The 13,945-nt window shown below is 46.7% G+C and carries 12 protein-coding genes and 2 pseudogenes; 12 read left to right on the top strand and 2 right to left on the bottom strand.

What is annotated here, in order from left to right:
• The first annotated feature begins 208 nt into the window (after positions 1-208).
• From C558_RS0126300 to C558_RS31980, 8 genes are all read left to right on the top strand, one after another.
• The gene (locus tag C558_RS0126300; protein WP_018759288.1) at positions 209-1,003 is read left to right on the top strand and encodes a glycosyltransferase; all 795 of its coding nucleotides are present in this window, start codon (positions 209-211) and stop codon (positions 1,001-1,003) included.
• A gap of 4 nt (positions 1,004-1,007) precedes the next feature.
• Positions 1,008-2,195, top strand: coding sequence for a glycosyltransferase family 2 protein (locus C558_RS34020; protein ID WP_156826275.1), 1,188 nt, complete (start codon positions 1,008-1,010; stop codon positions 2,193-2,195).
• Between the two features lie 169 nt (positions 2,196-2,364).
• The gene (locus C558_RS0126310) at positions 2,365-3,096 is read left to right on the top strand and encodes a sugar phosphate nucleotidyltransferase (RefSeq protein WP_018759290.1); all 732 of its coding nucleotides are present in this window, start codon (positions 2,365-2,367) and stop codon (positions 3,094-3,096) included.
• Positions 3,097-3,253: 157 nt separating this feature from the next.
• A complete protein-coding gene (locus C558_RS0126315) occupies positions 3,254-4,285 on the top strand; it encodes a GT-D fold domain-containing glycosyltransferase (RefSeq protein WP_245583882.1) in 1,032 nt (343 codons plus the stop codon).
• Positions 4,286-4,311: 26 nt separating this feature from the next.
• The gene (locus C558_RS0126320; protein ID WP_018759292.1) at positions 4,312-5,655 is read left to right on the top strand and encodes a glycosyltransferase family 2 protein; all 1,344 of its coding nucleotides are present in this window, start codon (positions 4,312-4,314) and stop codon (positions 5,653-5,655) included.
• A gap of 113 nt (positions 5,656-5,768) precedes the next feature.
• Positions 5,769-5,894, top strand: a complete 126-nt coding sequence (locus C558_RS35040; protein ID WP_018759293.1) for a hypothetical protein — start codon at positions 5,769-5,771, stop codon at positions 5,892-5,894.
• 14 nt (positions 5,895-5,908) lie between these two features.
• Positions 5,909-6,286, top strand: a complete 378-nt coding sequence (locus tag C558_RS0126330) for an alpha-helical endospore appendage domain-containing protein (protein WP_018759294.1) — start codon at positions 5,909-5,911, stop codon at positions 6,284-6,286.
• Between the two features lie 278 nt (positions 6,287-6,564).
• Positions 6,565-6,879, top strand: a complete 315-nt coding sequence (locus tag C558_RS31980) for a flagellar assembly protein FliH (RefSeq protein WP_156826276.1) — start codon at positions 6,565-6,567, stop codon at positions 6,877-6,879.
• 142 nt (positions 6,880-7,021) lie between these two features.
• On the opposite strand, the pseudogene C558_RS34025 reads toward C558_RS31980, so the two are convergent.
• Positions 7,022-7,144, bottom strand: a pseudogene (locus C558_RS34025) (IS110 family transposase); the annotation flags it as partial.
• A 131-nt stretch (positions 7,145-7,275) separates the two neighbouring features.
• Between C558_RS34025 and C558_RS0126345 the strand changes: the two are divergent.
• From C558_RS0126345 to poxB, 4 genes are all read left to right on the top strand, one after another.
• The gene (locus C558_RS0126345; protein ID WP_018759297.1) at positions 7,276-8,748 is read left to right on the top strand and encodes an MFS transporter; all 1,473 of its coding nucleotides are present in this window, start codon (positions 7,276-7,278) and stop codon (positions 8,746-8,748) included.
• Between the two features lie 11 nt (positions 8,749-8,759).
• Positions 8,760-9,590: a MerR family DNA-binding transcriptional regulator gene (locus tag C558_RS0126350; protein ID WP_018759298.1), complete on the top strand. Its 831-nt coding sequence runs from the start codon at positions 8,760-8,762 to the stop codon at positions 9,588-9,590.
• The gene (locus C558_RS0126355; protein WP_018759299.1) at positions 9,587-11,080 is read left to right on the top strand and encodes a cellulase family glycosylhydrolase; all 1,494 of its coding nucleotides are present in this window, start codon (positions 9,587-9,589) and stop codon (positions 11,078-11,080) included. Before C558_RS0126350 ends, C558_RS0126355 begins: the two co-directional genes overlap by 4 nt.
• Before the next feature lie 400 nt (positions 11,081-11,480).
• On the top strand, positions 11,481-13,202 hold the full coding sequence (poxB, locus tag C558_RS0126360) for a ubiquinone-dependent pyruvate dehydrogenase (protein WP_018759300.1): 1,722 nt from the start codon (positions 11,481-11,483) through the stop codon (positions 13,200-13,202).
• 593 nt (positions 13,203-13,795) lie between these two features.
• Here the strand turns inward: poxB and C558_RS34030 are convergent.
• Positions 13,796-13,945: pseudogene (locus tag C558_RS34030) on the bottom strand (IS110 family transposase); the annotation flags it as partial.

The raw sequence follows: 13,945 nt of genomic DNA on the forward strand, positions 1-13,945 counted from the left end.
CATTATGCGTAACAGATCAATAAAGGAACAAAGAGGATCGCGCTCCAAAGCATGAAGCTTGGGGTGGCGATCCTCTTTGCGTGTGGAGCAGTACAGAAGCCGTCGCACAAAGGAATGTACAACATAAAATGTCTGGTATATAGGGTTATAGAAAGGCATGCCACGCATGAGGGAGTGGACTTTTCTTGGATCTGGAGGTGAATCGTCATTGATTGCAAACAACCGAAAAAGGGCTCGGAAACCAAGACGCAGCGTACGATCCTATCCGCATGCCTCACCTTATCTTTCCGTCATCATCCCGGCCATGAATGAACGGCGTACGATCGCGAGAGTGATTCGAGAGGCGAAGCGAATCCACCCGAATACGGAAGTCATCGTCGTCGTGAATGGTTCAACGGACGGAACCAAGAAGATTGTTGCCCGGCAAAGGGTGACATTGCTCTCTTACGAAGAACCATTGGGCCATGATGTGGGACGCAGTATTGGAGCGAGCGCGGCAAGAGGGAAAGTGCTGTTATTTATCGACGGAGATATGGTTATTCCTTATAAGCAATTAAGGCCCTTCGTTCAAGCCATTGCCAGCGGAACGGATGTTGCGCTCAATGACTACTCAGGACCGACACATAAACGAACAGTGCATGGCGTCATATTAGCCAAGCATGTGTTGAACATCATGCTCTCAAGACCCGATCTTCGCGGGACTTCCATGACAGCTGTTCCGCATGCATTAAGCCGGCGAGCGCTGGATATCATCCAGTCGCCGAATTTATCCATTCCCCCTTTAGCGCATGCGATGGCTGTCCAACGTGGATTGCGTGTGCAAGCCGTACATCATGTGAATGTTGGTAAGCTTAATCCGAGTCGTGTTCGCAATCGAAATGGTGATCCGCTAGAGAATCTCATTATTGGCGATCATTTGGAGACGATGGACTGGCTAAGTCATGAGTTTGGTGTTCGCGGGGGATTCACGGATTTGACGCGGAATCGTGAGATCGTGAGGTGAGCAGATGAGACAACGAAAGAATTTGCCTACTGCCAAACGGCAGCCTACTGTCAAACGGCAGCCTACTGCCAAACGGCAGCCTACTGCCAAACGGCAGCCTACTGTCAAACGGAAGCCTACTGCCAAACGGCAGCCTACTGTCAAACGGAAGCCTACTGCCAAACGGCAGTCTACTGTCAAACGGAAGCCTACTGCCAAACGGCAGCTTACTGCCAAACGGCAGCTTACTGCCAAACGGCAGCTTACTGCCAAACGGCAACTTACTGCCAAACGGCAGCTTACTGCCAAACGGCAGCTTACTGCCAAACGGCATCCTACTGTAAGATCCAAGCCACGTCTGGCTAGACGATCACGACCACGATCACGATCACAAGTAAGATTACGATCTGCCACAGAGCTATCCCCACGCTATCCGATTCATACGGGGACCGTCTTCCCACCGCTTCAGCAGACGGTGTCGGCCATTCTGTCCGTGCAGAATGAAGAAGATTCCATTGGCGAAGTTCTGAATGAACTGAAGAAGCTGCAAGTTCATGAGATTATCGTTATCTTGAATGGGTGTACGGACCGTAGCTATGACATTGCCATGCAGCATGAAAAGGTGAAAATTGTTCATTATGCAGATCCGATCGGACATGATGTTGGGCGGGCGATCGGTGCCAAACTCTCGACCTCGGATATTCTATTGTTCGTGGATGGGGATATTCCTATATCTGCAAATGCGTTAATGCCTTTTATCTATGCTGTGCATCGAGGAATCGATGTCGCACTGAATGATATTAGTCCGTTCATATCCACATTTGATCGTCGAGATGATTTGACCCGCTGCAAAGAATTTCTGAATCGAAGCTTAGGTCGCAGTGATCTGACGGTGAATTCCATGACAGCGGTCCCGCATGCGTTATCCCGCAGAGCGATCGAAATCATTGGATATGACAACTTGATGGTCCCGCCAAAAGCGCAAGCGATCGCGATGTTGAGGGGACTTAAGATTGAGCTTGTTGGGAGTGTAAATGTGATCGAACGCAATAAGGTGCGTAAGAGTAATGTAGGCCGTGTGAATCCTGTCGCACAAATGATTATCGGCGATCACCTCGAAGCGATTCGTCAAGCGATGAACTTGATTGGGAATCGATTATCGCTGCCCGATCATTCGCGGAAACGCATTGCGGCGATTAGAAACGGGATATGAGACCGAGAGGCGTGGATCGACTTGGAGGTTTCTGCTTGCTTCAAGGAGCAGCCGAATGAAGCGTTACAGCAGGTATTCGAGCGTAACCACCGCTTATTTATGGATAAATGGAGTGTGGATCCTCACATTTATATCTAGATGGGGCCTCTACAGGAAAGGGAGGATTTGCGTGAAAGGGATAATATTAGCCGGCGGGACAGGAACCAGACTTTATCCGCTGACGAAGATGATGAATAAGCATCTGCTTCCAGTCGGTAGATTCCCAATGATCTGTTACGGGATTGACCGCTTAAGGAAGGCGGGAATCAAAGATATTCTGCTCATCATCGGTAAAGCTTCTGCAGGACTTTATCTGAATTTTCTAGGGAGCGGTAAAGAATGGGGCGTGAATATCTCATACAAAATTCAAGAGAATGCTGGTGGAATTGCTCAGGCACTAAGTCTTGCCCAGGGCTTTATCTCGCCGCAAGAGAAATTTGTCGTCCTGCTCGGAGACAACTTATTCCATGATGATCTGACGCCTTATGTTGATGCCTACAGGGATCAACCGCCAGGTTCTGCACGTGTGATGCTCAAGCAGGTGAGTGACCCCAAACGATATGGCGTGCCCATATTCGATCCGAATAATCCGGATCTGATCGTTCGGATAGAAGAAAAGCCGAAGAAGCCGCCATCTAACTATTGCGTCACGGGGATTTATATGTATGATTCTTTTGTCTTTGAAGCCATTGATCAGATTCTGCCTTCAGCGCGCGGTGAACTCGAAATAACGGATGTCAATAACATTTATGCGGAATTAGGTCGATTGCAATTTGGTGTTCTTCGCGGATGGTGGACGGATGCGGGAACATTCGAATCTTTGCAGGAAGCGGGTCGCAAGCTGCGAGGACTTCATCCTTAAGAACGATGGATTATTTTCATGACTTACGAGAAAGTGGGGTGCTGAAATGCTCCTTCTGCCGAGAAAAAGACGTAAGAACAAAACAGCGCATCGTAAATCGGTGATCAGGAAACCGAGGAAAAGCAGTAAAAAGCGACCCGCTTCACGTAAATCAAGAATGAAATCCAGACTGCGATCTCCGGATGTATCGTATCGTTCGTCTGCGAACCGTGTTCGAAGAAAGCTGGGAAGGTATAAAGAAGAGCTGGAAGAGAAGGCGCTGGTACCTGGTACTGAACTTGACGATCAAAGAGACCAGTCCATTCCTGATGATCAAGCTTGGAGGAACGCCTACGATCAAGCTTGGAGGAACACCTACGATCAAGGTTGGCGTAGCGCCTACGATCAAGGTTTTGATACGGGATTCTACGAAGGCGGGGATGGTATCCTAACACAGATGATTCCGCCTTTTACGGTACTGCCGAATGTTGAATTGCGAGAAGTTCTGCAGGCGGGGCTCAGCCAAATGCAACACCTCCTGCATCCTCTCGTCGATCCGTTTACGCTATACCGCGAGATGAAGGAAGCAATGGACTCGGGGAAGCCGATGTCCATCGTTCGATTAGGGGATGGTGAGATGTTGACGCTGTCTCATGATTTGATTATTCCTGCAGATCAAGCGCGACAGAGTGGCCCTTTTTTAGCTTATGCAGGCGTTAGTCTACCTGATCCTACAGCGCGGCAATTGCTAGCCGATTCGATTAGACGTGCCACCATCGTAGGCATTCCCGTCTCTCGTATGCGCAGCTTCCAAGGAATGCTATTCCCGGCACTTCGAGCGCATGGCATCGATTATCGAGGTTTACGTATGACCATATCGACAATCAACTATTTGTTCTATCAATTGGGGTACTTAACGTTATTGCTCGAAGGAAGACGTGTGCTGGTTGTCGGGAATGAAGCCCATGCGCTGGGGGATGTACTTGCATCCCGTGGTGTACGTATCGTCGGAATCGTCACGCCGGTTCAAGGGATTCACGATGTGGATCGTGTAGTGTGCGAAATCGGTGCACATGCTTTTGATATTGCACTTGTTGCAGCAGGTATTCCAGCTGTCATCATTTCGGAGCGGGTTGCAACGGAGCTGGGTCGTGTCGCCATTGATTTCGGGCATCTCGCTAACAAGCTTGTGAAGGGTGAACCTATCTAGACGAAGGATAAAGGAGGTTCTGGGGGATGCTTCACACGAAATCGAGAAAAAAGAGATCACCGAATATGTATCCGTTAGGCTATAAGAATGGATTCCTTGAAGGTCGTCATACCGGTCAAGCGGAGTTCAACCATCATCTCGAGATGACGAGTATCATCATTCCGACGTATAACAAGGTTGATCTGCTGCGTCAATGTATTGAGAGTATCATGCGGTACACGGATGCGCCGTATGAGATCATAGTCATCGATAATGGTTCTACCGATGGAACGCGAAAATATTTGCATTCCTTGGGTAGAGCCATTCGCCGTCATATCGATTCCCAGAACCGAGGGTTCGCAGGTGCCGTGAACATTGGACTGATGATGGCCAAGGGCACGTCCATCGTCATACTTAACAACGATATTCTTGTGACAACCCACTGGCTGTCTAATCTGCTCCGCTGCTTGTATAGCAGCGAGCAGATTGTGCTCGTCGGGCCTGTTACGAATTATATTAGCGGTGACCAATGTATTGAGGTCCCTTATAACGACGTGGAAGATATGCAGACTTTCGCAAGACATTACAATAGGTTAGATCCACAGAAGTGGCAGAAGACGCATCGACTTGTCGGGTTCTGCTACCTGTTCCGGAGAAGTTTATTGGAACAGACGGGTTATTTTGATGAAGGGTACGAAGTTGGGAATTTCGAAGACGACGACTTTGTGATTCGGGTCCGTCTACAGAAGAAGGATTTGATGATCGCTCGGGATACGTTCATTCATCATTATGGAAGCCAGAGTATGAGAGATCTTGGAGAACAATTTCAGGTGGTCAATCGTCGGAATGAACAGTTTTTTATCCAGAAGTGGGGAAATTCTTATGAGCTTATTGATTATTTGAATCAGACAATCTCCGAGTCAAGGAGGACCGTTCCCATTACGATGAAAGACTTCTATCCAACGCATATGATCGTAAAGGGACTAAGTCCTACGTTGTATTGGATTGAGAATGGAATGAGGCATCCGCTTCTTGCAGCAGATCATCACAGTCTCGCATTCACTTCGTTGTCACAGGTGGATATCCGATCCTATCCGCCCGGTGACGCAATTGAATTAGGAGAAGTATTATCGCGATGGCATCGGACTGCTGTCTCCCTACAAGAGGAGAATGCACGGGTTCATAACACAGGTGTGGTCGTGAAAGATGGAGCAGGGACGCTGTACCAATTGAACGAAATGGAGCGAAGACGGGTCTTGAATGCGAATTCGGCCATGCGCTGGCATTTGCAGGAGCGTGCGCATACGGTATGGACCCAAGAGGAACTTGGTCTATATCCCGAAGGACTTCCGATTATTGCTCCACCCTTGTTTCGCAATCCCCAATTATAGCCTTGGAACTGGGCGAATGCTCAGTAGCACGGTACACCTGTCAGCATATGCTGTAAAAGGGTAGTGCTAAGGGCTCTCTTTTTCGAATGATCAACGTTTGAGAGGGGGGGCCTATGCAGAACAGAATTACCGAGATGATCGTGCATAAGTCCAATTCGCATCACCATATGGCAACAGTTATTGATGCGAAACGCCATGTTGCTGTCCGAATGGCGCATCTCATTCACGATGGAATATGAAGTGAGGGTTGTGTATGAGAGAACAAGCATATCTGAATATGCTGGACGCAGCTGCCAAGATCCAATGGAATGTCGCTATGATTCTAGAGGCGAAAGCTGTTGAAGCAGAAAAAGTGCGTAATTGGGCGCTGAATCATTTGTCGGAGCAAGCCTTCACGAGTCATACGGAACTACTTAAGGAGTCTCTCGGCATTCATGATTCACTCATGGATGTCCTCGATGGATTAACCAAGCTAGAGAACGGACTTGCGCATAATTTAAAGGCTGTACTGAACCGGGAGGTCGATGGTGGTATGGGCGGTTTCGGTGAAGGCGGCGGGTTTGGTGATCAGTTCGGAACGAGAGACACTGATGATGGATCTTCATCGCAGGGAATGGGCAGCAAAGGTTAAGTTGATTCATGCGATAGCGAGAAGTCAAGGTGCGTTGTCGCGTATCCTCGATTCGGTTGCGGACGTCGCGACACACGACTCGCCGAACAAAGAGCTGGCGAAGAAGCTGGTTGGGAATATTCAAGTGTTAACGAGAAATCAGAATGCATTGTGTCGTATGGCGACAGGAAAATCGTTCATTCGGCGCTATAAAAAGGGAACTCCTACAAAGCCGTGGAAAACTGCAGTCTTCGCCAAAGTACCGAATGTAACCCGAGGAGTACAGGAGGATAACAGAAATGTTAACAAAAGTAAAAACCAAAAAAACTGGCCTGAAACGCAAGGTCAAAGTGCTGCGCAAAGTCAGAAAAGTAAGCCGCCAATTGGTAAAAAGACGTAGAGTGGTTAAAGGAAAAAAACCTGTACTTAAACGCGGAGTCCGCAAAATTGTGCGTAAAAAACGCCAAAAGACTTCGAAGCCTCTTGTGATGCATCAAGGCCGGCATTCAAAGGAATTTAACCAAGAATTTGATCAAGCGTATAATGAAGGATTTAATGCCGGATTTGCGCAAGGTTTCGAGGATGGTCATAAAATCTCCTATAGCAACAATTAATAATAATCTTACTCTTCTATAGAGAGGTATCTCCCGTATGACGAGGTACCTCTCTTTCTGCTGCCTCCCGAAATGCGTATACGAGTCTTTGAGAGGGACTGCTTCCATGTGGCGGCGAAGGGGAGCGTCCTGTAAGGCGTTGGGACGATAATCCCTCTAGATCATGATTAAATCTAAAGATCTTCCCGTGAGGTACTCCACGGTCTAAAAAAGCTTGTGCATGGCTCTCTCCCTTGGACACATCCAAACCAATGACTGGATTCATGACATTACTCCTGTAGTATTTTCACCGGCAACCCCTAACCTTCTTGTCTTCCACACTTCTCGAAGAATGCTAAATTTTATTTGTTATTACCTATTGAGCCTGGAGTTACTCCATAGTTTATAATAACCAAGATGGAACATAGGCTTGAAGGAGTTGTGGATCAGCGAGCTACTTATAAGAAGGGAATGATATTCTTGAAAAAAGTAATCGGTTCTATTCGAGGGGCCTTCCGCTTCAGCAGCACTGGACTGACCTCAGGTCAGAAATGGCGGCTTGCTCTCCCTGGACCTGTCCTATCGGTTGGGGGCGTTCTGATCCACAATGTGTTTATCAAATACTATACCGATATGATTGGCCTAAGTCCGAAGTATATTGGCTGGGTGTACATAATTTATAATATCTGGAATGCCATTAACGATCCGATGATCGGCGTATGGATCGATAAAATGAGACACCGACCGAAACGTGGGAAATATGTCTACATTATGCGCGTGACGGTGCCGGTTATGATCATCTCCTCCTTTCTCATGATGCTATCCAGTCCGACTTGGGATCAGTGGCTCATTTTCCTGCTCTATACAGTAGAATTGTTTATCTACGATACAGCGGCAACGGCCTACAGTGTGGCCTATCAATCTTATACGTTGATCGCAGCACCTACCAAAGAAGAGCGTATTGATGTCAACGTGATACAAAACTACATTTCCCAAGCCTTGTCTTTTCTAATTACGATGATTCCAACTCTGCTGCTAGTTGGTGATGGGAAACGTGAGGTAATCATCCCGGTCTTTAGCGCGGTAATTTTGGTGGAAACGATATTCTTCACTCTGGCTTTACGAGGATTGCGGGATGATGCGAAAATGTATGAAACCCTCAACAACCAACATATCCAATCGAAAGCTGTTTTGAGCGAATCCTGGCAAATCATAAGATCTCGTCCTTTCCTCACTTATGTACTCTACTCAATCATCACTGTCGGCCCGATTAGTTTTTACTTCACACCATACCTTTACTATATGGATGATGTGTTAAAAACAGGAGGTTTCGTAGCTACGGTTGTAGATGCGAGCACTCATGTAATCGCTCTCATTTTTCTACCGGTCATGGGAAATATCATCAAAAAATATGGTACGAAAATAAGTATCTATTGGGGCACAATCACTGCAGTTCTCGGTTACGGTGGGATATTTTTTGCCAACAATATCTGGACTGCGGCGGCTTCCTACATTTTGATTGTTTTCACAGTGAACTACATCAAAACTGCGGTTTCACCGATGGGCGCACTGATCATTGATGAGAACGAGCGTATTACCGGAGTGAGGAAAACCGGACTGTTCAACGGTCTGTTCTCGTTATTTACTGTGGCCTTTTCCAGTGTACAGACGGTAATCTTCATCAATGTAATCGGTGTATATGGTTACGACGGTCTTGCGGCAACTCAATCTGAATCCGCAGTATTCGGAATTCGATTGGCCACGGGTTTGGTCCCACTTATGGCTGTAATTATCGGCCTGATACCGATAGCTTTCTATCCATTCGACAAAAAGAAAGAGGAAGAAATTTCGGCATTCAGTAATTATGCCAGAAGGGGAGGAGCGGCATAGGTGAACCGACTATGTTAAAACTTAAATTTACGATTGGTGAGGTATCTAATATCCTGAATATCCCGATTGATACTCTGCGTTACTATGACAAGATCGGACTAATATCTTCTCATCGGGACGTGAATAAGTACCGTTATTACTATCTAGAACAATTCGATTCCTTAATAACGATTAGAATGCTTAGAGCAATGGATGTTCCTATAGAACGTATTCATGCACTACTTACAGACGATAGCCTCAAGGATATGCGCGAGTTGCTCTCTAGCAAGCAGAGAGATATCGACCGGCAGTTGACCTATTTGAAGCACCTGTCTCATAAGCTTGATTTTCTGAAAGATAAGTTTCAACGATTCGAAGAAAGAGATGTTATTGAGTTAGTACAAAGTAATCCAAGCTGGGTGTTTCTTACGGATTCTATTATGGAAAGTGCAGACAAGAAGCTTGGGAGTAAAGTGCAACAGCAGATACGTAAAATCAGTACCGATCAGGAGTGGCTCGATTTCTGCCATATTATATCCATCGTATCGATGGAGAACCTTCTTGTGGGCAATTACCATAGTTATTTGAATAACGGGATTTTGTCCACCTTCCCGATGGATGAAGCTGCGGGTGTATTCCTGAAATTAGAGCCAAGCTTTTGCGCAAGAAAATGCGTGGTCATTAACAAGGACTGTTATACCGATTTAGACGATCATTACGAGCAAATGAAAGAATTCATCCTTAAGCGTGGCTTAAAGATTGCTGGAAATTCTCTTGAGATCAATCTATTTAATCAGTACAACAATCACTACATTGAAATTTATATTCCTGTAAATGAAATTGAGGAAGGAGAAGAGAGATGAAGAAGCTTACAACGGATGGGCAACGAATTGTAAATGAAGATGGAGCACAGGTAATTTTAAATGGCGTGAACTTGGTCTGCAAGGATAAAGCCAAAGGGTATGTGGACCCTTGTGGTGAGGAGTTGTTTAAATGGTTTCATGAACAGGGGTTTAATGTCGTCCGATTGGGTTTGATTTGGGATGGCGTGGAGCCAGAACCTGGTGTCTATGACAACGAATATCTAGGCAAAATCAAACAACAAATCCTCTGGGCGGAGCAAAATGATATCTACGTTTTTCTTGATATGCATCAGGATTTGTATAGTTTGCTTTATGGCGATGGAGCTCCTGAATGGGCGACCCTCTCGGATGGCCTCCCTCACGTAGTTGGTCAAATCTGGAGCGACGCTTATTTGGAAAGTCCAGCAGTGAACCGTTCGTTAGATCATTTTTGGGATAACACTCCCGTTAGTGATGGTATAGGTTTGCAGGATCATTATGCAGCGATGTGGAAACATGCAGCAGCGTTTTTTGCCGACTGTACCAATATCATTGGCTACGATATGATGAACGAACCTTATCCTGGTTCAAGCGGACAAGAGGTATTTGGTGCAATTATCGCAGCCTATGCAACGACTGTCATGGGAATGACTGAAGTCAACATGGAACAACTCTCCGCACTCTGGTTTGATGAGGAGAAAAAACAAGAGGTACTTGTTGGCATGGCGGACATGGATATCTATCGAGTGTTGGTCGACAGCGCGAAGGAGGCTTCACAGGTATTTGAACGTGAAGTTCTCGCGCCCTTTTTCAACAAAACGGCGGCAGCGATTCGTTCGGTTGACACGGACGGCTTCTTGATGCTAGAAACAAGCTATTTTGCTAATATGGCAGTGGAGTCTGGTTTGGAATTAGTACACAACGAAGAAAGAGCGGTTGTTCATCATCAGGTCTACGTTCCCCATGGTTATGATCTGGTAGTCGATACTGAGCATTATGAGATATATAATCAGGATCGGGTTGATTTGATATATTCTACTCATCGCAAGGTACAGGAACGTTTGAACATTCCTACCTTGATCGGGGAGTGGGGAGCATTTACCAACCATCCTGCGACCCTCGAACTATCCAAAGCGCTGATTGCCATCTTTGAACAGTACCTTTGGAGTAATACCTATTGGTGCTGGTGCGATGGATTCAAGGAATCCCCTTACTCAATAGCATTAAACCGCGCTTATCCACAAGAAACAGGGGGCGTGCTTATCGGATATCACTATGACTATGATACGGACATAATAAATGTGGATTACGTACCGACCGGTGGTGAGACTTTGATCTACCATCCCCACGCTGCATTGCTCTCCAAGGAAGATGTAGTTATTTCTGGAGCGAATGCTCATGCATGTGAGATCGAGCTTCGTCCTTTTCCTAGTTCAGAGGGGGGGATCGTTTCAATTATTGCCCCGCAAGATGACATTGGGATAACAGTTACCGTAGGGGAACATCAATAGAGCAATTATATTCTGTCTCTCATTGGAGTTGTTTTTAAATATATGCAACAGGATTTTGTAGCAAAAATAGTGGTTATTGCCTCGATAGTATTAGGGATTCTTCAGCTCTTTTTCTTTTAAATGTAGCCATTAATCTAACGGGACACTATAGCTTAATAAAATAACTCTAAAACGAGGCTGCCGCCATGGAACGGCAGCCTCGTTGCGCTAACGGGAGCATTCCTACAATAAGGAATGAAATGACCAAAATTTGACTACTTAATCTAAGATTGAAGCCCAACAAACCCGAGATGTGGATTGCCGGGCTTTCTTCTTGGTTCAGGCTTAAATCGTTGTGAAATATCAAGAATAGGCTGCTCGTATTATGGCAATATAATAAAAACAAAAAGGAGAGATTCCCTTGAGAAGAACGATAGCGGATTCCATTGTGGAATCCCTTCTGAACGCCGGCGTGAAGCGAATTTACGGCATTATCGGCGATTCGCTCAATGCCTTGCTCGATGCGATCCGTCGTTCCGGAAAAATAGAATGGATCCATGTCCGCCACGAAGAGGTTGCAGCGTTCGCGGCGGGCGCGGATGCCACCCTCAGCGGAGGAATCGCCGTATGTGCAGGTAGCAGCGGACCAGGTAATTTGCATCTCATTAACGGATTGTACGATTGCCATCGAAACCGGGTGCCAGTACTTGCGATTGCCGCTCATATTCCGAGCAGTGAAATCGGCAGCGGCTTTTTTCAAGAGACCCGTCCGGACATGTTGTTTCAGGAATGCAGCTTCTTTTGTGAAGTCGTAACCGGACCGAAGCAAATGCCTCGAGCGGTTACGATGGCGATGCAAACCGCGACGGCAAGGTCGGGAGTGTCTGTCTTAGTTCTTCCGGGTGATGTAGCCGCTTTCGAATACGACGAAAGCCCCGTTCCGGAACGCGTCATCCATTCCACCCGGCCGAATGTCTGCCCTTCTACAGATGAATTGAAGACGCTTGCCGACTACTTAAACAAAGGCAAGAGGATCACCTTGCTGTGCGGTGCCGGCTGCGCGGGAGCTCATGCTTCGCTCATGAAGCTGTGCGAGAAGCTGCAATCCCCGATGGTCATAGCGCTGCGAGGAAAAGAATATCTGGAATACGACAACCCGTATTCCGTCGGATTAACCGGCCTCATTGGATATTCTTCCGGCTACCACGCCATGATGGAATGCGATGTCTTACTCATGCTGGGTACCGATTTTCCATACAGGCAATTTTATCCGCAAGAAGCGACCATCCTTCAGGTTGATTTGGATTCCTCCCGACTAGGCCGGCGAACGACGCTCGCATACGGGGTGTGCGGAGACGTGAAGACGACGGTCGAAATGCTGTTACCCCTGTTAAAGGAACCGCACTCCCCTGATCATCTGCAGCACTTTGCCGCACATTATGCCAAAGTCCGCGAGGAACTGGACAATCTTGCAGATCCCGGCCGAGCGCCTATTCATCCGCAATTCCTCATGAAGGTAATCAGCGATCTCGCAGATGAGGATGCCGTTTTGACTTGCGATGTTGGGACGCCGACTGTGTGGGCTGCCCGATACTTGAGCATGAATGGAAAAAGAAGGCTTATTGGCTCGTTTAACCACGGGACAATGGCGAACGCCATGCCTCAGGCGATTGGGGCGCAGGTTGCACAGCCGGGACGTCAGGTCATATCGCTGTCGGGGGACGGGGGACTCACCATGCTGCTCGGAGATCTATTGACCCTTCGTCAGCATAAGCTCCCGATCAAGATCGTTGTCTTTAATAATGGTGCGCTTGGATTCGTGGAATTGGAAATGAAAGCAGCCGGCTTTTTAGAATTCGGAACGGAACTCGACAATCCAAACTTTGCGGTACTGGCTCAAGCCATGGGAATCGAAGGAATCCGGGTCGAGGATCCGAATGACTTGGAAAGCGCCGTTCGCCGAGCGCTCGAACACAGCGGTCCGGTAGTGCTGGACGTCGTCGTCAATCGTCAGGAGCTGGCTATGCCGCCGAAGATCAACTTCGAGCAGGCACGCGGATTTACGATGTGGATGCTGAAAGCCGTTTTGAACGGGCAAGGCAACGAAATCATCGAACTGGCGAAAACCAATCTCCTTCGGTAATAAATAGGAGTACTTTGAAGTGGTGTCAGAAGTCAGAAATATTGTCCCATTCCCGAGGGAGAGGGAGGGAATATCAGCTTTTCTAAAGATTCCTATAACTGACTGCACACACTGCCTTGGTCGTAAGCGTAAAATAGCCCCCATCTGATTGCCAGGTGGGGGCTATTTTACGCTTACAAATATGGCTAAGTAATCATCATTGTTGATTACTATCAAAATGAAGATCGCCTTTGCAACTATTTATAACCACACTACTAACTATTGTCGGGTGACAAGAACATATATCGTTTGCCGATTGAGGACAAGAACATATATTGTTATACGTAAATGAAGACGGTTTTCAATTAGAGTTAATTTCGCATTTTCGCTTGAGTCAAAACTGAACTCATGGTAATAACTTCAGGGGGCAGGGAAACTATACCTTGAAAAAATGATGCAGACTAAGTATTGGGGTTAAGCTATTCTAGCTAATAGTTTGTCAATATTTAAAACTTAATGGATTCAATCGCCGGTGGTATACTGAAAAATGAGTATAGCAAATAACCCTTCCTGCAGTTGTGGGAAGGATTTCCTGAGAAGGTGAGAATTTCTTTCTAACTCAATTGAAATGCTTCTTTTTTAGTAAGGATCGCGTAAATCCAGTGGATCAGCTTGTTTACGCAGGCAATTACGGCTACTTTAAACGGCTTGCCCTCGGCACGTTTTTTATCGTAATAGGCTCGGAGCTTCCGGTTACGCGAGCT

This window comes from Paenibacillus terrigena DSM 21567 (assembly GCF_000374845.1).
Classification (GTDB): domain Bacteria; phylum Bacillota; class Bacilli; order Paenibacillales; family Paenibacillaceae; genus Paenibacillus_K; species Paenibacillus_K terrigena.